This is a genomic window from Bacillus sp. 22446, from assembly GCF_052044955.1.
Taxonomy (GTDB): Bacteria; Bacillota; Bacilli; order Bacillales; family Bacillaceae; genus Bacillus; species Bacillus altitudinis.
The window spans coordinates 1-18,189 of sequence record NZ_JBQEOD010000012.1; the positions used below are offsets into that span (position 1 = coordinate 1).

The 18,189-nt window shown below is 41.2% G+C and carries 22 protein-coding genes and 3 tRNA genes; 15 read left to right on the forward strand and 10 right to left on the reverse strand.

Translation table 11 applies throughout. From position 1 onward, the window contains the following. From ACTJJD_RS17460 to ACTJJD_RS17470, 3 genes are all read left to right on the forward strand, one after another. Positions 1-75: transfer RNA gene (locus tag ACTJJD_RS17460), tRNA-Asn, on the forward strand. Between the two features lie 3 nt (positions 76-78). Continuing rightward, a tRNA-Ser gene (locus tag ACTJJD_RS17465) sits at positions 79-169 on the forward strand. Positions 170-176: 7 nt separating this feature from the next. Then, positions 177-248, forward strand: a tRNA-Glu gene (locus ACTJJD_RS17470). Positions 249-324: 76 nt separating this feature from the next. On the opposite strand, the gene ACTJJD_RS17475 is transcribed toward ACTJJD_RS17470, so the two are convergent. The 3 genes from ACTJJD_RS17475 to ACTJJD_RS17485 all read right to left on the reverse strand — a co-directional run bounded on the left by ACTJJD_RS17475 (position 325) and on the right by ACTJJD_RS17485 (position 2,679). Continuing rightward, positions 325-801, reverse strand: coding sequence for a TspO/MBR family protein (locus tag ACTJJD_RS17475; protein ID WP_317327842.1), 477 nt, complete (start codon positions 799-801; stop codon positions 325-327). A gap of 87 nt (positions 802-888) precedes the next feature. Continuing rightward, positions 889-1,623 carry a TraR/DksA C4-type zinc finger protein gene (locus tag ACTJJD_RS17480; protein ID WP_039168304.1) on the reverse strand — a complete coding sequence of 245 codons (735 nt, stop codon included), beginning with the start codon at positions 1,621-1,623 and terminating at the stop codon, positions 889-891. A gap of 117 nt (positions 1,624-1,740) precedes the next feature. Beyond that, on the reverse strand, positions 1,741-2,679 hold the full coding sequence (locus ACTJJD_RS17485) for a 1,4-dihydroxy-2-naphthoate polyprenyltransferase (RefSeq protein WP_017358382.1): 939 nt from the start codon (positions 2,677-2,679) through the stop codon (positions 1,741-1,743). Between the two features lie 383 nt (positions 2,680-3,062). Here ACTJJD_RS17485 and ACTJJD_RS17490 point away from each other — a divergent pair, with 383 nt between their 5' ends. The 6 genes from ACTJJD_RS17490 to menC all read left to right on the forward strand — a co-directional run bounded on the left by ACTJJD_RS17490 (position 3,063) and on the right by menC (position 10,506). Further along, the gene (locus tag ACTJJD_RS17490; protein WP_317327839.1) at positions 3,063-4,481 is read left to right on the forward strand and encodes an isochorismate synthase; all 1,419 of its coding nucleotides are present in this window, start codon (positions 3,063-3,065) and stop codon (positions 4,479-4,481) included. Continuing rightward, positions 4,474-6,216, forward strand: coding sequence for a 2-succinyl-5-enolpyruvyl-6-hydroxy-3-cyclohexene-1-carboxylic-acid synthase (gene menD, locus ACTJJD_RS17495; RefSeq protein WP_440608706.1), 1,743 nt, complete (start codon positions 4,474-4,476; stop codon positions 6,214-6,216). The genes ACTJJD_RS17490 and menD overlap by 8 nt, the downstream gene beginning before the upstream one ends. Next, positions 6,201-7,031 carry a 2-succinyl-6-hydroxy-2,4-cyclohexadiene-1-carboxylate synthase gene (gene menH, locus ACTJJD_RS17500; protein WP_035391031.1) on the forward strand — a complete coding sequence of 277 codons (831 nt, stop codon included), beginning with the start codon at positions 6,201-6,203 and terminating at the stop codon, positions 7,029-7,031. The genes menD and menH overlap by 16 nt, the downstream gene beginning before the upstream one ends. Positions 7,032-7,045: 14 nt before the next feature. Beyond that, positions 7,046-7,864: a 1,4-dihydroxy-2-naphthoyl-CoA synthase gene (gene menB, locus ACTJJD_RS17505; protein ID WP_008342913.1), complete on the forward strand. Its 819-nt coding sequence runs from the start codon at positions 7,046-7,048 to the stop codon at positions 7,862-7,864. 70 nt (positions 7,865-7,934) lie between these two features. Continuing rightward, the gene (locus ACTJJD_RS17510; RefSeq protein ID WP_440608707.1) at positions 7,935-9,395 is read left to right on the forward strand and encodes an o-succinylbenzoate--CoA ligase; all 1,461 of its coding nucleotides are present in this window, start codon (positions 7,935-7,937) and stop codon (positions 9,393-9,395) included. Beyond that, positions 9,382-10,506, forward strand: a complete 1,125-nt coding sequence (menC, locus tag ACTJJD_RS17515) for an o-succinylbenzoate synthase (protein WP_008342917.1) — start codon at positions 9,382-9,384, stop codon at positions 10,504-10,506. Before ACTJJD_RS17510 ends, menC begins: the two co-directional genes overlap by 14 nt. A gap of 105 nt (positions 10,507-10,611) precedes the next feature. Here the strand turns inward: menC and ACTJJD_RS17520 are convergent, their stop codons facing one another. From ACTJJD_RS17520 to ACTJJD_RS17535, 4 genes are all read right to left on the reverse strand, one after another. After that, positions 10,612-10,803, reverse strand: coding sequence for a hypothetical protein (locus ACTJJD_RS17520; protein ID WP_017358376.1), 192 nt, complete (start codon positions 10,801-10,803; stop codon positions 10,612-10,614). A 25-nt stretch (positions 10,804-10,828) separates the two neighbouring features. Then, complete coding sequence (locus ACTJJD_RS17525; RefSeq protein ID WP_008360682.1) at positions 10,829-10,987, reverse strand: DUF1540 domain-containing protein; 159 nt, start codon at positions 10,985-10,987, stop codon at positions 10,829-10,831. Between the two features lie 68 nt (positions 10,988-11,055). Continuing rightward, positions 11,056-12,102 (reverse strand): cytochrome d ubiquinol oxidase subunit II, encoded by a 1,047-nt coding sequence (locus ACTJJD_RS17530; RefSeq protein ID WP_440608721.1) that lies wholly within the window; start codon positions 12,100-12,102, stop codon positions 11,056-11,058. Positions 12,103-12,124: 22 nt separating this feature from the next. Further along, complete coding sequence (locus ACTJJD_RS17535; protein WP_035391038.1) at positions 12,125-13,456, reverse strand: cytochrome ubiquinol oxidase subunit I; 1,332 nt, start codon at positions 13,454-13,456, stop codon at positions 12,125-12,127. A gap of 175 nt (positions 13,457-13,631) precedes the next feature. On the opposite strand from ACTJJD_RS17535, the gene ACTJJD_RS17540 reads away from it, so the two are divergent. Then, positions 13,632-13,874 carry a type B 50S ribosomal protein L31 gene (locus ACTJJD_RS17540; RefSeq protein ID WP_017358374.1) on the forward strand — a complete coding sequence of 81 codons (243 nt, stop codon included), beginning with the start codon at positions 13,632-13,634 and terminating at the stop codon, positions 13,872-13,874. A 77-nt stretch (positions 13,875-13,951) separates the two neighbouring features. Here the strand turns inward: ACTJJD_RS17540 and ACTJJD_RS17545 are convergent, their stop codons facing one another. After that, positions 13,952-14,944: a metal ABC transporter solute-binding protein, Zn/Mn family gene (locus ACTJJD_RS17545; RefSeq protein ID WP_024719324.1), complete on the reverse strand. Its 993-nt coding sequence runs from the start codon at positions 14,942-14,944 to the stop codon at positions 13,952-13,954. A gap of 213 nt (positions 14,945-15,157) precedes the next feature. On the opposite strand from ACTJJD_RS17545, the gene ACTJJD_RS17550 reads away from it, so the two are divergent. Further along, positions 15,158-15,724 (forward strand): beta-class carbonic anhydrase, encoded by a 567-nt coding sequence (locus tag ACTJJD_RS17550; RefSeq protein WP_079920371.1) that lies wholly within the window; start codon positions 15,158-15,160, stop codon positions 15,722-15,724. A 1-nt stretch (position 15,725) separates the two neighbouring features. Here the strand turns inward: ACTJJD_RS17550 and yidD are convergent, their stop codons facing one another. Then, positions 15,726-15,950: a membrane protein insertion efficiency factor YidD gene (gene yidD, locus ACTJJD_RS17555; RefSeq protein WP_008342933.1), complete on the reverse strand. Its 225-nt coding sequence runs from the start codon at positions 15,948-15,950 to the stop codon at positions 15,726-15,728. Positions 15,951-16,078: 128 nt separating this feature from the next. On the opposite strand from yidD, the gene ACTJJD_RS17560 reads away from it, so the two are divergent. Next, positions 16,079-16,552, forward strand: a complete 474-nt coding sequence (locus ACTJJD_RS17560) for an S-ribosylhomocysteine lyase (RefSeq protein WP_008342935.1) — start codon at positions 16,079-16,081, stop codon at positions 16,550-16,552. Positions 16,553-16,675: 123 nt separating this feature from the next. Continuing rightward, positions 16,676-17,113: a FixH family protein gene (locus tag ACTJJD_RS17565; RefSeq protein WP_008342936.1), complete on the forward strand. Its 438-nt coding sequence runs from the start codon at positions 16,676-16,678 to the stop codon at positions 17,111-17,113. Between the two features lie 8 nt (positions 17,114-17,121). Here the strand turns inward: ACTJJD_RS17565 and ytzI are convergent, their stop codons facing one another. Further along, a complete protein-coding gene (gene ytzI, locus ACTJJD_RS17570) occupies positions 17,122-17,268 on the reverse strand; it encodes a YtzI protein (RefSeq protein ID WP_017358370.1) in 147 nt (48 codons plus the stop codon). A gap of 131 nt (positions 17,269-17,399) precedes the next feature. Between ytzI and ACTJJD_RS17575 the strand changes: the two genes are divergently transcribed. Beyond that, positions 17,400-17,837 (forward strand): Dps family protein, encoded by a 438-nt coding sequence (locus ACTJJD_RS17575; protein ID WP_007501934.1) that lies wholly within the window; start codon positions 17,400-17,402, stop codon positions 17,835-17,837. Between the two features lie 124 nt (positions 17,838-17,961). After that, complete coding sequence (locus ACTJJD_RS17580) at positions 17,962-18,153, forward strand: hypothetical protein (RefSeq protein WP_008342942.1); 192 nt, start codon at positions 17,962-17,964, stop codon at positions 18,151-18,153. Positions 18,154-18,189: the final 36 nt, after the last annotated feature.

Below are 18,189 nucleotides of genomic sequence, written 5' to 3' on the forward strand. Positions count from 1 at the left end.
TCCGCAGTAGCTCAGTGGTAGAGCTATCGGCTGTTAACCGATCGGTCGTAGGTTCGAATCCTACCTGCGGAGCCAAATGGAGAAGTACTCAAGTGGCTGAAGAGGCGCCCCTGCTAAGGGTGTAGGTCGCGCAAGCGGCGCGAGGGTTCAAATCCCTCCTTCTCCGCCATTTTTCTGGCCCGTTGGTCAAGCGGTTAAGACACCGCCCTTTCACGGCGGTAACACGGGTTCGAATCCCGTACGGGTCATTTTTTAAAGAGGTCTAATAAAGACCTCTTTTTTATTTTCCACAAAACGAAAGACCGCCATCATAGCGGTCTTTTCTTACATATTCATGGAATAGATCGTATAAGACAAGTATGTCGCAAAGAATCCCCATAAAACATAAGGAATCAATAAAATTGGGACAGCATTGCTTAGTTTACGTGAGACGATGACAAGTGCGAGTGCTGTCAGTGCTACAAGCAGGCAGTCGATCGTAGCTGCAAATAAATCTTTTTGTGTAAATTGAAAAAAGCTAAAGGCTTGATTGAATACATAATTTAAAAGAAACAGAATCCAAAATGGTAATGTGATTTTTTGAAAACCATACTTTGCATAAATGATGGCGGCAGATAACGAAATGATGGCGAATAAGACAGCCCAGACCGCACCGATGACACCACCACTAGGTGTCCATTCAGGTTTATTTAGTGCGTCATACCATTCTCTGTCGATAGGGAACAGGAACCCTGCAATAGAAAATAATGCGTATGTAATAAAGAAGACGATAACCGCCCAAATGATACTTTTTTTAGCCATCCAGAAATCTCCTCCCAATCAATTCACTCTTCAACTTATTTCCCAATTATTACATGATATAAACATCAAGCCCCCAATATGTGGGGACTAATCATTTTTTTTAGTATAAGGTTCTTCTTCGTAAGGCTTCAAGTCACCAAACACCGTCATGACGCCTTCTTCATCTAATGCTTCTTCATAAGCTTCGTGTGCTTTATTTGGATAGACCTTGCTTGCTTTTCCTTCAATATCAGCAGCTGCAAACCCTTCATAGTCTTCCACATAATCTTCATCTTCTGATTGTGTATACACATCATCGTATGTCAATGGAGGAAATTCCATATCGGATGGGGTATCAGAGTTCCCATAGCGTTCTACGTCTTGGTAGGCATCTTCACCATCATATGCAGCACTTTCTTCATTTTCAAATTGCCCTGAGGGCGGACTTAATAAGTCCTCTTCAATGGGACGGTTTTGTGAAACGGTCTGTTCTTTTGAATGCTCTGTGCATGTGACAGCGGTGGGAAGGGCTTCTAAGCGTTCTTTAGGAATAGGGGCTTTACACACTTTACACAAACCATAAGAGCCGTCTGCCATTGCTTGGAGTGCTTCATTGATATCGGACAGATGCTCATGTTCCAAACTGTTTAAGGCAATGTCTTTTCCGCGTTCGAATAGTTCTGTCCCTTGGTCGCCAGGGTGGTTATCATAGGCTGACAGTTCGCCCACTGAATCATAAGGAAATGATACTTTCTGTTCATCATCATGGCTTTTGGCTTCAATTTCTTGTTTTTCATCGAGAAGTCGCTGCTTCAACTGATGTAATTCGTTTTTAGACAACAAAGCGATCACCCTTTCATATCAAACATATTGTTAGTATGAGCAAATTTTGATGTAAGACTTGTGCCAATTTGAAGCAATTCTTCAATAAAAAACGCCTGCGGCTGCAGGCGTTTCGTGTTATGCGAGATAATATTGTAAGATCAATGCGATCGTTAACAGGAAACCAAAAAACGTATTGGTTTGTGCTGTCGACTTCATGGCATTCATTAATTCAATTGGTTTTTCTTTTTGCTTAAATTCTTTAATGGCTGTATAAGCTTTTGGCACACTGAGTAAGACAAGAAGACTCCAAAGACCCACGATATCCATAAAGATATAAACAAAAATGAGTACATATGAGATCACAAACATGGAAAGTAGGATGTTGACTGCCGCTTTACGTCCAGCTAGGATAGCAAGTGTCTTTCGTCCATTCTCTTTATCACCGTCTAAATCACGGATATTGTTCGACAGTAAGATGGCACCAACTAAAATAGAGATGGGTAATGAAATGAGCACAGCTTTTGATGTCAATGTTCCTGTTTGGATATAGAAACTAATTAAAATGATGCCTAGTCCCATAAAAGCACCTGATACAAGTTCTCCAAATGGTGTATAAGCAATTGGTACAGGGCCACCGGTATAAAAATAGCCTGCTGCCATACAAATTAGTCCTATGAGTGCAATCCACCAGCTAGACATCATGCAAATATAGATCCCAAGTAATAAAGAAAGCGCGAATAAGGCATAAGCGAGTCCTAAAACTGTTTTTGGTTTTACACCGTTTCTCACGATCGCTCCGCCGATACCGACAGATTTCTCATTGTCCAATCCGCGAACATAATCAAAGTACTCGTTAAACATGTTCGTTGCAATTTGGATAAACATCGATGCAAATAGCATAGCTAAAAATAGCCCAACATGTATTTGACCACTCGGAAGTGCTAGGACAGTTCCTAAAGTAACGGGAATAAATGCCGCTGTTAATGTATGCGGTCGTAGTAAATTCCACCAAATCCGCCAGTTTTTATCAGGCTTAATTGGTGAAAGCTGATCTGATATCGATTGATGCTGCATAAAATATACTCCTTTAAATAAAAAAATACGTACACGTCCAAATTCCAGTTTAGCAAAGTTCAAAAAGGTGTCAATATATTGATGCGATGAAACAAGAAAAAGATGTTTGCTAATCGTTCCCATCTAGAGAGAAAGCTTGATCTTCGAACAGGTCTTACCATTTTTTAAGGGATGTTCTCATTTCAATAAGCGGGAGCGAAAAAATCTTGAAAGCGTGATATAATAAGGATTCGAGGTTTTAAAAGCTGTTTTCTTTACTAAGTTCATCTGTTAAGGTTTATAATAGAAAAGCAGGTCATTCGACATACTCGAATGTTCATGTATTTTTTTACATGATGGTTTTATTTTTATATGTTATTTCATGGATTTTGGAGGAATGTATCATGGTGACAACAGTGCAAAGTACTTTCCGGCAGGAAGCGCTTGCGACATTAGAAGAAGCGAATAACGTCAACCATGCTGTTTTGATAAGCTACTCCAGAAGAGTTGACGATCTGGATCCTCTTGCCTTTTTCCAAAGCGGCGAAGCGGATTTTTTAGGCGAGCGGTTTTTTTGGTCTGATCCAGAAAGCCAAATGATATTTTCTGGACTTGGCAGAGCGGCCGTGATTAAATCATCAGAGCAAGGCAAAGAACGATTCAATATCGTCCATCAAGAATGGGAGCAGCTGAAACAGCATATGTTCCATTTTCATGATGAGAAGGAGTTAAAGCAAGCGGCAGTTGGTCCGCTTTTATTTGGAGGATTTTCATTTGATCCATATGAAGAGAAGGTGCGTCACTGGGAAGCATTTGGCGAGGCTCATTTTTTTGTGCCATCGATGATGCTGACTGTTTCAAAAGAAGGCACGTTTCTAACGATCAATGAATGGAACGAGGTGGACGGGAATGTTCATCAGCTCATTCAAGAATTAGAACAGAAAGCTTCTAATTTTGATGCATTGCCTGTCAGAAATCATGGACAAGCTGAGCTTGTTCATATGGAAGAGTTAGATGTCCAGGAATGGATGAAAGCAATCCATGAAGCGACAGAACACATTCGTGTGAACGAATATGAAAAGGTTGTTTTAGCAAGAGAAGTTTTGCTTCACTATAAAAATCAAATAGAACTCGCTCCACTATTAGCAGAATTACTAAAACATCAAACAACGAGTTATGTATTTGCTATAGAGCAGGGAAGACAAGCATTTGTCGGGGCGACGCCTGAACGTTTAGTGAAAAAAAGCGGTGGTGAAGTGTTTTCATCGTGTTTGGCAGGTTCCATTGTACGTGGTCAAGATGAAGTAGAAGATCAGGCACTAGGTGAGGAACTGCTTCATGATGAGAAAAATTTGATTGAACATCAAATTGTCGTGAATATGATTGAGCAGGCATTTGAAGCAAACTGCCATCATGTGCATAAGCCAAATCAACCAAGTCTTTATAAAACGAAAAACATTCAGCATTTATTTACACCCATTGTGGGAGAAATTAAAAGCAGCTGTTCACTCTTTTCATTAATTGAACAGCTTCATCCAACACCAGCACTTGGAGGATATCCTAAGGAAAAAGCGGTAGAGGTGATTCGTGAAATCGAACCGTTGAAACGCGGTTGGTATGCGGCGCCAGTGGGATGGATTGATTCTAAGGACAATGGAGAATTTGCTGTCGCCATTCGATCAGGTCTTATTGAGGAAGACCAAGTTCGTTTGTTTGCTGGATGTGGAATTGTAGAGGATTCCCTTGCAAAACAAGAGTATGAAGAAACGCAAGTGAAATTAAGACCAATGCTGTCTGCTCTTGGAGGTCGTCCTATTGAATAATCAAATCATGACAAGATATATTGGCAGATTAATGGATGAATTTGTGCAAAGTGGTGTGAATGAGGCAGTTGTTTGTCCTGGCTCCCGTTCAACACCGCTTGCGATGCTGGCTCTTGCTCATCAAGAAATCAATGTCCATGTGTTAGTGGATGAACGGTCTGCTGCTTTTTATGCACTGGGTCTTGCGAAAGCGAGCCAAACACCAGTGCTACTCATTTGTACATCAGGTACGGCAGCAGCTAACTTTTACCCAGCTGTTGTCGAGGCGCATTATTCCCGAGTACCATTGATTGTTTTAACTGCTGATCGGCCGCACGAATTGAGGGAGGTTGGGGCACCTCAAGCGATTGATCAGCAATTCTTATTCGGTAAGTTTGTTAAATGGTTCACAGACTTAGCCTTGCCAGAAGAAAGCCAAACGATGCTGCGGTATGTCCAAACTGCTGCTGCTAGGGCAAGTCATGTGTCAACGCAGGAGCCAAAGGGACCAGTTCAGGTGAATGTGCCGCTGAGAGAACCATTGCTACCTGACTTGTCTATTGATCCTTTTGTTAGAGAAGAAGGAGTTGCGAACAAAGTTTTAGCAGCAGGTCAAGCTCGTCCGGATGATCGGGTTATGTCAGAATTAGTGTCTATCATGAACAAAGCGGCAAAAGGAATCATTGTTGCTGGTGAACTTCACTCGCCGGAAGAGCAGGCGTCAGTGTTACGTCTTGCAAAAGCTTTGCATCTGCCAATTTTAGCTGACCCGCTTTCTCTTTTGCGAAATGGACATGAAAGTGAAGAATACATCATAGATGCATACGATTCTTTGTTAAAAGATGAGGCATTGCAGCAGCACCTCTTGCCTGAAATGGTCATTCGTTTTGGACCGATGCCTGTTTCTAAGCCTTTATTTAAGTGGCTAGAAAAGCATGCGGAAGTGAAGCAGATTGTCGTCGATGCTGCGGGTGGTTATCGAGATCCTGGTTTAAGCGCATCATACATGATTGAAAGTCATACAGCCTCTTTTGTAGAAGAAGTCTTGATGAGAGCGGAAAAGCGTCAGGATACATCTTACTTACGACGCTGGCAGAGTATCAATTCTTCTTTTAGAATGCATGCAAATCAATACAATGATGAGGACCTGACATTTGAGGGAAATGTCTATCGTCAGCTGCAGCACCTTTTGCCAAAAGAGAGCGTGCTCTTTATCGGAAATAGTATGCCTATTCGAGATGTCGATACCTTTTTTGAAACGCAGTCAAAACCGTTTCGGATGATGGCGAATCGCGGAGCAAATGGCATTGATGGTGTTGTGTCCACAGCTCTTGGAACATATGCAGCCTTGAAACAACCCATCACTTTAGTCATCGGCGATTTGTCTTTTTACCATGATATGAACGGTCTTCTTGCAGCTAAGCTAATGGACATTCCGCTCACGGTTGTGTTGTTAAACAATGATGGAGGAGGAATCTTTTCTTTCCTTCCGCAGGCATCCGATGAACCGTATTATGAAAAGCTCTTTGGTACGCCGACTGGGTTGAATTTTGAGTATGCATCAAAGCTATATGGGGGAACCTATTCGAAGCCGACAACGAAAGAAGAGTTAAAAGATGTGTACTTGGCGCATATCCAAGAACCAGGGCTTCATTTAATTGAGATTGAAACTGACCGGCATTCTCGCGTGGGCAAACATCGCCAAATGATGGACGAGATATTGAGGGAAGTGAAAAAAGAATGCCTTCACTCATAATACGAATGCACGATGGTGTGGCGTATGAGGTGATAGACCATAACCCATCTGCTGAAAATGCCACGTTATGTTTACATGGCTTTACAGGGAGTACAGCTTCTTGGGCTTTTTTGAATACTTATACAGAAAAACATACGAGATTGATTCAGGTCAGCTTGCTTGGACATGGCCGCACAGACTCACCAAAGAGTATAAGAAGATATGCAATGTCCCAGCAGCTGGCAGATCTTGCTGAGATTTTAGATCAATTAAAGCTTCACAAAGTGAACATTCTCGGATATTCTATGGGAGGGCGTATTGCTTTATCATTTGCCTCCCGTTATCCAGAACGAGTAAACAAGTTGATTCTTGAGAGTACATCTCCAGGGCTGAACTCTTTTAAAGAGCGGATGGAGAGGCTGAATCATGATCATCAGCTAGCTCAAAAGATCAGACATGAAGGATTAGCGCAATTTGTGGATTTTTGGGAGAACATTCCGCTGTTTGCTTCGCAGAAATCCTTGCCAGCGGACAGGCTAACGCAACTGAGAGAGGGAAGGCTAAAAGCCGATCCTAACGGGCTGGCTCGCAGCTTAGAAGGTATAGGAACGGGCTCACAGCCGTCTATGTGGGAAGCATTAAAGCAGATAAAACAGCCTGTTTTACTCATTTGCGGAACACTTGATAAAAAGTTCTGTGACATCGCCAAACGTATGCAGCAGGAGCTTGAATACAGTCAATTCACAGTAGTAGAGCATGCCGGGCATACAGTTCATGTGGAACAACCACATTTTTTTGGTAAAATAGTAAGTGAGTTTATTTTATCGCAAGATTAGAGGAGGAAATATTGATGGCTATTGAATGGCAAACTGAGCGTCAGTATGACGAAATTTTATATGAAACATATAATGGGATTGCAAAAATCACCATTAACCGTCCGCATGTACATAATGCATTTACACCAAAGACTGTAAGTGAATTAATTGATGCATTCTCACGTGCTCGCGACAATTCAGATGTTGGTGTCATTGTCCTTGCAGGTGCTGGAGGAAAAGCATTCTGTTCAGGTGGAGACCAAAAAGTACGCGGTCATGGCGGCTATGTAGGAGACGATCAAATTCCACGTCTAAACGTCCTAGACTTACAGCGTTTAATTCGTGTCATTCCAAAACCAGTTATTGCGATGGTTGCGGGCTATGCGATTGGCGGCGGGCATGTGCTTCATGTCGTGTGTGACCTTACCATTGCAGCAGACAATGCGATTTTTGGACAAACAGGACCAAAAGTGGGCAGCTTTGATGCTGGTTATGGATCTGGCTATCTTGCACGTATTGTGGGTCATAAGAAAGCAAGAGAAATCTGGTACTTATGCCGTCAATACAATGCACAAGAAGCGCTTGATATGGGACTTGTCAACACAGTTGTACCATTAGAGCAGCTGGAAGAAGAAACAGTGAAGTGGTGTGAGGACATGCTAGAAAAGAGCCCTACTGCTTTACGATTCTTGAAAGCTGCATTTAATGCGGACACAGATGGATTAGCTGGTATTCAGCAATTTGCAGGAGATGCGACCCTTCTTTATTACACAACAGATGAAGCAAAAGAAGGACGCGATTCCTTTAAGGAAAAACGGAAGCCAGACTTCGGTCAGTTCCCTCGTTTCCCTTGATTCAATGATATGGATGAAAACAGCTTAGTGCATCAGACTGAGCTGTTTTCTTTTATGAAAAGGAGGTGTCATGATGAAGCAACCGAATTGGCTGCTGCACCGTGCGTATTTAACGCCAGACCGGGTCGCACTCATTTATCAAGACAAAGAGTGGACATTTCGTGATTTAGCGAATGATGTAGACCAACTTGCAAATCGACTGACACGTGCATCTTTTAAAAAAGGGGATACGGTTGCGATTTTAATGAACAACCATCCTCACATGGTCATGCTTGTTCACGCTTGTTTTTTATTAGGCTTCAAGATTGTGTTATTGAACAATAAGTTAACAAAAGCAGAGAGACGTTTTCAGCTGAAAGATGCGAAAGTCATGGCTTTATTAACAGAACCTGCATATGAAAATGAGCATCATGGTGATTTACCTGTTTATACAATAGAGACTTTACCTGATGCAGATCATGATATGGAAAAGAAGGTCTTACATGATATTGATTTAAATGAGACGGCGACGATTATGTATACATCTGGAACGACAGGACGCCCTAAAGGGGTGGAGCAAACGTTTGGCAATCATTTTCATAGTGCTGTTTCCTCGGCATTGAATTTAGGGATCAGGGAGGACGACCGCTGGCTCATTGCCTTGCCTCTTTTTCATATAAGCGGTTTATCCGCTATATTTAAATCTGTCATATACGGTATGACTGTCGTGCTTCATCAAAAGTTTGATGTCGATGAAGTCAAGAATGCTATTGAACAGCATCGAGTGACGATGTTGTCAGTTGTTCAAACCATGCTGTCCCGTTTATTAAGTGGACTTGAAGAATGTCCGTCTTCTTTGCGCTGCCTGCTGTTAGGCGGAGGCCCTGCGCCTTATGCGATGCTTCAAGAGAGTAAGGAGAAAGGATTTCCTGTGTTTCAATCGTACGGTATGACGGAGACCTGCTCGCAAATTGTGACACTTGCGCCAGAATTTAGTGTGGAAAAGCTTGGATCAGCGGGAAAGCCCCTTTTTGGGTGTGAATTAAAGATTCAAGATGAGGACCGTCCGTGTCGTCCTTTTGAGCATGGTGAAATCATGGTAAAAGGTGCAAATGTCATGAAAGGCTACCTTCATCGTCAAGAGGCAACAGCTGCTGCATTTGAGCAGGGCTGGCTGAAAACGGGTGATATTGGCTATGTAGATGAGGACGGATTCTTATTTGTGCTTGATCGGCGGTCAGACTTAATTATTTCTGGCGGAGAAAATATTTATCCAGCAGAAATTGAAGCAGTTCTTTTAACACATCCAAATGTAAAGGAAGCCGGAGTGACGGGTATATATGATAAAAAATGGGGAGAGGTACCTGCTGCCTTCCTTGTGACAGATGAGCAGATTCCGGAGAATGAGCTCTATGCTTTATGTCAGTCGCAATTAGCCAAGTATAAATGGCCCGCCGCTTTTCACTTTGTGGATGAGCTGCCAAGGAATGCGTCGAATAAATTGCAAAGGCACAGACTCAAATCAAAGGGGTTTTTAGATGATTCAAATTGAACGTGTGATCTTATATCATGTCACGATGAAACTCAAACAGCCATTTACAACGAGCCTTGGGACCATTTCAGAGCGTGAGTTTATTATTGTCGAGGTCAAAGATCAAACAGGATTAACTGGATGGGGAGAGGTATCTGCCTTCTCTTCTCCGTGGTATACAGAAGAAACCATCGAGACCTGCTATCACATGCTGAGGGCATTCTTTATCCCGAACGTGCTGACCCGATCTTTTACACATCCTTCGGACATACCAGACAGCTTGTACCATTTTAAAGGCAATAGAATGGCCAAAGCGGGAATTGAGGCAGCTGTGTGGGATATTTATGCGAAGCGAGAAAATAAGTCCTTACGTGACGTCTTAGGCGGTACTAGAGATAGAATTCCATCTGGTGTCGTTGCGGGGTTAGGACCAATAGATGATATGATTCAGCAAATAGAGCAGTTTGTTGATCAAGGCTATCAGCGTGTGAAAGTGAAGATTAAGCCGGGACAAGATATTGGACTTCTACAAAAGATAAGAGAGTCTTTCCCTCACCTTCCGTTAATGGCGGACGCAAACTCTGCTTATGAATTAAAAGATATTAGCAAACTGAAGCAGCTCGACGATATTCGTTTATTAATGATTGAACAGCCTTTAGCCGCAGATGACATTGTCGATCATCGGCATTTGCAAAAGCATTTAAAAACACCAATCTGTTTGGATGAAAGTATTTGTTCTTTAGATGATGCGAGAAAAGCTGTAGAACTTGGAAGCTGTCAGATTATTAATGTGAAGCCTTCACGAGTTGGAGGGCTGACTGAAGCTCTTAAGATTCATGCGTTCTGCAAGGAGCAGCAGATTCCGTTATGGTGCGGGGGAATGATTGAAACAGGCATTTCTCGCGCGCAAAACGTGGCACTTGCATCACTTCCGCAATTTACGATTCCTGGGGATATTTCAGCATCGTCGAAATATTGGGAGCAGGATATCATTTTTCCTGAAATTAAAGTTGAAAATGGGTTTATTGAAGTACCGCGTTCTCCAGGTATGGGTGTAGAAGTTGATTATCAAGCGCTTCGTTCTTTCTCAGATAAAATTGATGTGTTTACAAAACATGATTTTGTGAAATGAAAACGAATGAATCGCCATTTGCACCATCCATAGAACCACTGTATAGTTGAGGAAAGTTTTTCCTTCCTGTCTGAACAAAAAGAAAGAGCGGTCATTTGCTCTTTCTTACTCTTCTACAAGCCCGCTGTCGTAAGCAAGCTGGCCAATATACTGATGCATGTCATTGGGCATGTCGGAAACATGTCCGTATTCATAATCCCAAAGATTTAAAAAGGAGTGAGCTGCTTGATAAAATGCAGCCTCGTCCGCGTCCTGAATTTCTTCAAGAAACGTTTGAGCAAGCCGATCGTTTTTCAAAGCGAAGCGCCTCCTTTAATGAGACTTAAAGGTCTTGAGGTTTAAACGTTTTACAGTCAGTTTCTTCACTTTTCTCAGCCGTATTTCCTGTATGGCTGACGACATAAATTGCATCTGCACCACAACGATTTCCAGCATTCCAGTAGGAACAGTTGTTTACTTCACAAAGGATTTTTTGACTCATACAGATGACCTCCTTTTGAGTATGTCTTTCATCTATAATGTAACCGAAGTAAGGGGCGTTCATTCATGTTAATCTTCCTGACGAATATAACGCTTATCTTTCATAAACAATTTCCAGAAGAAGTAGAACCCAGGGAATAGGATGATAAACCCTACAATATACGTAATAAATAATGCCCTAAATGTGACGGGATCTGTAAACCCAGACATGATGGTAATATCAGGATAGGCCATATAGGGCAAATGCGCATGTCCATACACATAGCTTGCTAAGAAATATTGAATTGTAATGGCGATAACCGCTAAACGTGGTCTCCCTTTCCGATGTTTAAAGCGACTGTTTGGTAAAAATAGAGCCAAACCTGCAAGCAAAAACATGAGTAGAGAAACAAGCAGGATCGGGATGTTCTGCATCATTTTAGTGAACAGCCAATTGGCCTCACTTCTCAGTGTGAGCATGATAAAGAAAGCCATCATGAGAGAAAGCGGACCTGTAATCAGTGCTCCTCTTCTATAAATGTTATAAGCCTCATCTTCGTTTGCAACATTAGAAAAATCAGCTAAAAGCAAAGATGAGAGAAAAAGGGTACTGAAAATCGCAAAACCTATGAAAGAATAGACATTTGCGCTTGTAAAGACCAATCCTAAATCTAATGAGTAGACATTATTCTCCTGAAAGATGAATCCACCATGTGTAATGGGGAGAACCATGATGAGGATGGACGGAATAATAAAGCCGCTAATTCCTGAAATATATGTCACGGCTTTTCTATATTTTTTAGGCAGTGAATGAGAGAAGACGAGAAATCCGCTTCGCAGTGCAAGAAGCAACAAAATAATGCTGCCGGGTATTAATAGAACAGTGCCTAGCACAAATGTTGCACCTGGAAACAAGCTAAACAAGGCAACGACGATTGCCACAATGAAGACGTTTGTTACTTCCCAAGTGGGAGAAAGATACTTATTTGCGATATTTGCGGCCTTTGTCTGCTCTTTATTCATGTAAATCATTGACCAAAATCCTGCACCGAAATCCATTGATGCCATCACTGCATAGATAAACACGAATCCCCATAAGATGGTGATTGCAATGAGTGCATCAGTTGTTACATCCATTTGCATCAAGATCGCTCCCTTTTTAAGATTCTGTTAACCGTAAGTCTTCTTCAATTGAATGTTTTCTAAAGTAGTACGTCAGTACAATCACAGTTGCGATGCCTAAAATGAGATAGACAATGGCAAAAAGGATGAAAAGTGTACCGATAGATCCTGATGATGTGACGACTTCAGAGGTTTTGAGCATTCGATAAATCACCCATGGCTGACGGCCAGTACAGGCAAAGATCCAGCCAAATTCAATCGCCAAGAGACTAAGAGGCCCGCCAAATAAATAAAGGACAAGCAGCCATTTTGGATAATGTTCGCGTTTTAAAATTTTGCGGTAAAACAGTGCTAACACAGCAAAGAAAATGAGCAATGAGCCGATAATGACCATTCCGTTAAATAATGTGTGAATAAATAAAGGCGGCCACTCGTCTCTAGGAAAATCATTTAACCCTTTAACCACAGTATCAAAGCTATTTCCTGCAAGAAAACTAAGCGCCCAAGGGATTTCGATTGCTCCTTTGATTTCTTGCGTATTGGCATCAGTAAAACCGCCAATGGCCAGAGGCGCATGTGATTGCGTTTCAAATAAACCTTCAGCACCCGCTAATTTTTCAGGCTGATATTCATACAGAAGCTGAGCTGATTCGTGACCGTTTAAGGCTGTGAGAAAAGAGAAAAGTCCACCAACAATCAGTCCAAGAAAAAGGGCTTTTCGATGAAAGGTATAGAGCTTTTCGTTTTTTCTTGTTTTCAACATTTTAAATGCAGCGACAGAAGCAATGACAAAAGCGCCTGTTGTAAAAGCAGACAGTACTACATGTGTAGCAGTTACAACAAAACTAGGATTGAAAAATGCCTTCCAAGGTTCGATATTCGTTATTTCTCCATTGACCATTTGAAAGCCAGCGGGTGTTCCTTCAAAAGCATGTACGTTTGTAATGAGAATCGCTGAAGCTGCTGCACCAATGACAACGAAAATAACGGTAATGATGCGCATGGCTGGTGATAGACGATCTGCTGCGTACACATAAATAGACATAAATAATGCTTCAATAAAGAAAGCATAAATTTCTATTTGAAATGGCAGTGACATGACTTTTCCGATGACCTCCATAAAACCAGGCCATAGAAGGGCAAGCTGCGTACCAGCAATGGTACCGGTTGGAATGGCAACACCTAACAGAACAGCCTGCGCTTTTGTCCATCGTTTGGCCATGATGGCATAATGCGGGTCCTTCGTTTTTTGAAAGATGAGTTCAGCTAACAAAATCATTAGCGGGATGCCTACGCCAAGCGAGGCATAAATAATATGGAAGCCCATTGTTGTGCCGAACAGACTTCTAGCTAAAACGAGATCAGTCAATTTTTTCTCCGCCTTTCTTATCGCATCTCTTTTGATGGTGTTTATTATTCTCCACCATTTTTAGATTATTCTTCCTGACTAAGAAAGCTTGTTTTTTGACAAGTTGTAAAAGAGGGAGTAGAATATAATTATAAAACGTAATCGTTACGTTTTAATGATGAAGGGAGTTTTGACATTGAAAAGAGATATTCATCCAACCTCACATGAAGTTGTATTTATGGACGTAAACAGCGGTTACCGCTTCTTAAGTAGATCAACAAAGACATCACATGAGACCGTAGAGTGGGAAGATGGGAAGACTTATCCTGTCATTAAAGTAGAGACAAGCTCAGATACGCATCCATTTTATACAGGACGCCAGAAATTCGGAGAAAAAGGCGGCAGAGCGGAGCAGTTTAAGAAAAAATATCAAATGTAAACAAAGAAACACACCTGATCATGGTGTGTTTTTTTGTGCAGTAAAAAACCCCGGCTGATCGCACAGGGTTCATGAATTCATTCAACATTTAAAGCTGTTTTTAATGTGTTTAAATTTTGTTTCATTAAGCTGACATAGCTTTCGCCATTTTTAGCATCATCTTCTGTAATGGATTCTAGATTTTTCAGTGTAAGGCTCTTTGCCCCAATTTCACTGCGAATCGTATCTGATACTTTACTGCTGACGTTATTTTCAAAAATGACATACTTGATGTGATGCTTTTCTGCCTGTTGTACGATATTTTCAAGCTGTTTTTGGGAAGGCTCTTCAGAAGCAGAGAGTCCTAGTACACTGATTTGCTCAATGCCATAGCGTTTTTCCCAGTAGCCGTATGCTGCGTGAGAAACAAGAATTTCTTTATGTTCTGCTTTAGATAACGTTGTTTTGAATTCCTGATCTAACGATTGTAATTCTTTTTTTAGTGATTCATAGTTTTTTGTGTATTCGTCTTTATGATCTGGATCTAGTGAAACGAGTGTGTCTTTAATGTTTTTTGCCATTTGCTGTGCATAAACAGGGTCTAGCCAAGCATGGGGATCTTTATCTCCGTGGTCGTGTCCATCATGGTCATGATCTTCACCTTCATGATCGTGATCATGGTCCTCACCTTCTTCATGAGCATGTTCTTCTTGTGTTGATAATAGCTTGATGCCTTCGGCTGCTTTCACTGTTTTCACGCCTTGGTCTTTTAACGTAGAAGCCGTTTTATCAGCAAATGCTTCAGCACCTGTTCCGCTGTAAATAAAGGCATCTCCTTCAGCCATTTCAACCATCGTTTTTGAACTTGGTTCAAAGCTGTGTGCATCTGCATTGGCAGGGTACACACTTTGAGCGTTCACGTGAGAGCCGCCAATTTTTTCAGTGAAATCTTGAATAGGGAAGATCGTCGTGTAAATGGTTAATTTCCCGTCTGCTTTTCCTTTTGAAGCATTTGTCCCCGCACTGCTTGAGCAAGCGGCAAGACCGACCGCTAATAAAGCAGCTGTTAAAATAAAAAAGATTTTTTTCATCTAAGAATGTCTCCTCTCAACCTATTAGATAGAAATGATTACGATTTAATGTCCTGAGTTATTGTATCGTAATAATTACGATTTGAAAAGAGGAAAATAAAAAATTTTCATCAGAAGATGTTTCCTCTAAAAAAATAGACGTCAAAACGTGACGAAATTTAAAACATTGTGCTATATTTATTTTTAAAAAAAGAAAAAGGAATGGACAAACTTATGAAACTTTTAGACGAAATCATCGAGTACAATCAACAATTTTGCGAAGAGAAGCGATATGAAGAGTTTACAACAACGAAGTTTCCACAGAAAAAAGCTGTCATTCTATCATGTATGGATACAAGACTTGTTGAACTGCTTCCGCGCGCCATGAACATGAAAAATGGCGATATTAAAATTGTCAAAAGTGCTGGCGCTCTTGTTTCTCACCCATTTGGAAGTATTATGCGAAGCATTTTAGTGGCTGTTTATGAATTGAATGCTGACGAGGTGTACGTCATTGGGCATCACGATTGTGGTATGAGTAAAATAGACAGCGAAACACTCTTAAATAAAGCCATTGAGCGTGGTATTCCAGAAAAACGAATTGAAGTACTGGAATACTCAGGAATCGATTTTAAACAGTGGCTCAAAAGCTTTAGCTCAGTTGAAGAAAGTGTGAAAGACAGTGTATCTGTCGTTAAAAATCATCCGCTTCTTCCATCTAATGTACCTGTACATGGTCTTGTCATTGATCCTGGGACAGGTAAGCTTGACTTAGTTGTCAACGGTTATGAAGAAAAGTAAGTTATTTTTCCTTTTTAGGCGGGACCGGATCCATGCCTCCAGGATGCAGCGGGTGACATTTTAAAATTCGCTTAATCGTGAGCCATCCGCCTTTTAAAGCGCCGTGCGTTTTGATCGCCTCTAGCCCGTAGTTTGAGCAAGTGGGGTAAAACCTGCAGCTCGGCGGTGTTAGAGGGGAAATGCATTTTTGATAAAAGCGAATGATGCCGATAAAAATTTGTTTCATAGAGGTTCCTCCTTGTCTGTCTTTTCACAGTATAAGAAAAAAGGACAAGGAAGGGAAGTTTTATAAACTAAACTGGTCGGAGCAATATGTTATAATATAGGAAATTGCAATTATAGGAGTGGTGATTAATGCCTTCAGTTGAAAGCTTTGAACTTGACCATAATGCTGTAAAAGCACCTTACGTTCGTCATTGCGGCGTTCATAAAGTGGGATCAGATGGGGAAGTGAACAAATTTGATATCCGTTTTTGTCAGCCAAACAAGCAGGCAATGAAACCTGATACGATTCATACATTAGAGCATTTACTTGCGTTTAATATTAGAACACACTCAGAGAAATACGATCATTTTGATATCATTGATATTTCTCCGATGGGCTGCCAGACTGGCTACTATTTAGTTGTCAGCGGTGCACCGACACCAAGAGAGATCGTTGAACTGCTTGATGCAACATTCAAAGATGCAGTGGAAGTAACAGAAATTCCTGCTGCAAATGAAGAGCAGTGCGGTCAAGCGAAGCTTCATGATCTTGAAGGAGCAAAACGTTTAATGCGTTTCTGGCTGTCTCAGGATCAAGAAGAGCTATTAAAAGTATTTGGATAATCAGTAATATGATGAACCGGACATATTGAATGTCCGGTTTTTTATATGAAATGAAACGAGAGCTGTTAAAATAGGGGATATTTGTTAAAATGGACATGTCAGTAAAAAAAGGGGGATACACGAATGCGGAAAATGGTAGGAATCATTTTGATGCTCGCATTACTTAGTGCATGTGGAAACTCGGCAGCGAGCAATGACAAGGGAGAAGTGCCTGAGCTATTAGAAGTCAAACTAACAGGGCCGGAGCAAGTGGAGAAAAATGAAAACGTTATCGTAAAAGCAGCTGTCACATATGGTGATACGCCTGTTGATGATGCAGATGATGTTGAATTTGAAGTGTGGAAAGATGGCGACAAGGATAACAGCAAGATGATTCAGCCAAAGAAAAAGGAGAAAGGTGTATATGAATTGCATACAGCTTTCAAACAAGATGGCCTTTATATCATACAAGTCCATGTGACAGCTAAACAGCAGCATAATATGCCAAAGACAAACATCCATGTAGGTGATGTGAAAAAAGAGAGTTCATCTACTGAAGAAGAAGATACCTCACATCATTGAAAGCGGTTTTATTTTGGGTTAGGACGTTGGTTTGGTTCAGCATCCTGTGGTGAATCGACTTTATGCTTGTAATCATAAGCCTTTGATGTCGTCCACAGTGATAAAAAGACAACGATTGAGATAATGATAAAGCTGATAATCCCAAGTAACAGCATCTAACTCCCTCCTTATTTCCATATTAACATATATTTCATGCGGTCAAAATAGAAGAAAATGATGGCAGGTTTCAGTATAATAAAAAAAGGGTAATCCCATACTAAACGCAACTACATAAGGAGGAATCAACATGTCTGAAAAATTATTAAACGTCGTCAATAAACAAGTAGCAGATTGGACTGTGCTTTACGTAAAATTACATAACTATCACTGGTATGTAAAGGGAAAAGATTTCTTTACACTCCATGAAAAATTCGAAGAATTATATACAGAAACAGCCACTTATATCGATGATTTGGCTGAGCGTATGCTCGCATTAAATGGACAACCTGTTGCGACAATGAAAGAGTGCTTAGAAATTTCTAGCATTCAAGAAGCGGAAGGCAATGAATCAGCCGAGCAAATGGTGAAAAATCTGTATGATGATTTCTCTAATATTGCAGAAGAACTTAAGCGAGGCATGGAGCTAGCTGCAGAAGTTGGCGATGAAACAACAGGTGATATGCTGCTTGCGATTCATCAATCCATTGAAAAACACAACTGGATGCTAAAAGCATATTTAGGATAAGCGAATGTGAAAGGAATGTCGATCATTAAACAGATCGGCATTCTTTTTTTATGGATTTGTGACAGACAGCCCATTGAATTGATGGGGCTTTCAGCCGAAGAGAAAAGGGAAGGGAGGGGAGAAAATGTCCTCAATTGCAGGAATGATGAGCCAGCAAGTGGCGAGTATTCAAAAAACACTTAATATCAGTTTATTGAATTCACAGCTTGCCACGAACACAGCCCAAGCCATGGTGATGCTCGATCAAGTGCAGCAGCAGCCTCAAGCTGTTCAGCCCAAAGATTCAGACGCTACGTTTATTGATGTCAGAGTTTAACCAAGAAAGCCGCCGTCACAGGCGGCTCTTTTTATG

What these genes read in the sequence shown, in the direction of transcription:
- ACTJJD_RS17475 (WP_317327842.1), bottom strand. Translation starts at nt 801, where the DNA reads ATGGCTAAAAAAAGTATCATTTGGGCGGTTATCGTCTTCTTTATTACA.
- ACTJJD_RS17485 (WP_017358382.1), bottom strand. Translation starts at nt 2,679, where the DNA reads ATGCAGCATCAATCGATATCAGATCAGCTTTCACCAATTAAGCCTGAT.
- ACTJJD_RS17490 (WP_317327839.1), top strand. Translation starts at nt 3,063, where the DNA reads ATGGTGACAACAGTGCAAAGTACTTTCCGGCAGGAAGCGCTTGCGACA.
- menH (WP_035391031.1), top strand. Translation starts at nt 6,201, where the DNA reads ATGCCTTCACTCATAATACGAATGCACGATGGTGTGGCGTATGAGGTG.
- menB (WP_008342913.1), top strand. Translation starts at nt 7,046, where the DNA reads ATGGCTATTGAATGGCAAACTGAGCGTCAGTATGACGAAATTTTATAT.
- ACTJJD_RS17510 (WP_440608707.1), top strand. Translation starts at nt 7,935, where the DNA reads ATGATGAAGCAACCGAATTGGCTGCTGCACCGTGCGTATTTAACGCCA.
- menC (WP_008342917.1), top strand. Translation starts at nt 9,382, where the DNA reads ATGATTCAAATTGAACGTGTGATCTTATATCATGTCACGATGAAACTC.
- ACTJJD_RS17525 (WP_008360682.1), bottom strand. Translation starts at nt 10,987, where the DNA reads ATGAGTCAAAAAATCCTTTGTGAAGTAAACAACTGTTCCTACTGGAAT.
- ACTJJD_RS17530 (WP_440608721.1), bottom strand. Translation starts at nt 12,102, where the DNA reads ATGGATGTAACAACTGATGCACTCATTGCAATCACCATCTTATGGGGA.
- ACTJJD_RS17545 (WP_024719324.1), bottom strand. Translation starts at nt 14,944, where the DNA reads ATGAAAAAAATCTTTTTTATTTTAACAGCTGCTTTATTAGCGGTCGGT.
- ACTJJD_RS17550 (WP_079920371.1), top strand. Translation starts at nt 15,158, where the DNA reads ATGAAACTTTTAGACGAAATCATCGAGTACAATCAACAATTTTGCGAA.
- yidD (WP_008342933.1), bottom strand. Translation starts at nt 15,950, where the DNA reads ATGAAACAAATTTTTATCGGCATCATTCGCTTTTATCAAAAATGCATT.
- ACTJJD_RS17560 (WP_008342935.1), top strand. Translation starts at nt 16,079, where the DNA reads ATGCCTTCAGTTGAAAGCTTTGAACTTGACCATAATGCTGTAAAAGCA.
- ACTJJD_RS17565 (WP_008342936.1), top strand. Translation starts at nt 16,676, where the DNA reads ATGCGGAAAATGGTAGGAATCATTTTGATGCTCGCATTACTTAGTGCA.
- ytzI (WP_017358370.1), bottom strand. Translation starts at nt 17,268, where the DNA reads ATGCTGTTACTTGGGATTATCAGCTTTATCATTATCTCAATCGTTGTC.
- ACTJJD_RS17575 (WP_007501934.1), top strand. Translation starts at nt 17,400, where the DNA reads ATGTCTGAAAAATTATTAAACGTCGTCAATAAACAAGTAGCAGATTGG.
- ACTJJD_RS17580 (WP_008342942.1), top strand. Translation starts at nt 17,962, where the DNA reads ATGTCCTCAATTGCAGGAATGATGAGCCAGCAAGTGGCGAGTATTCAA.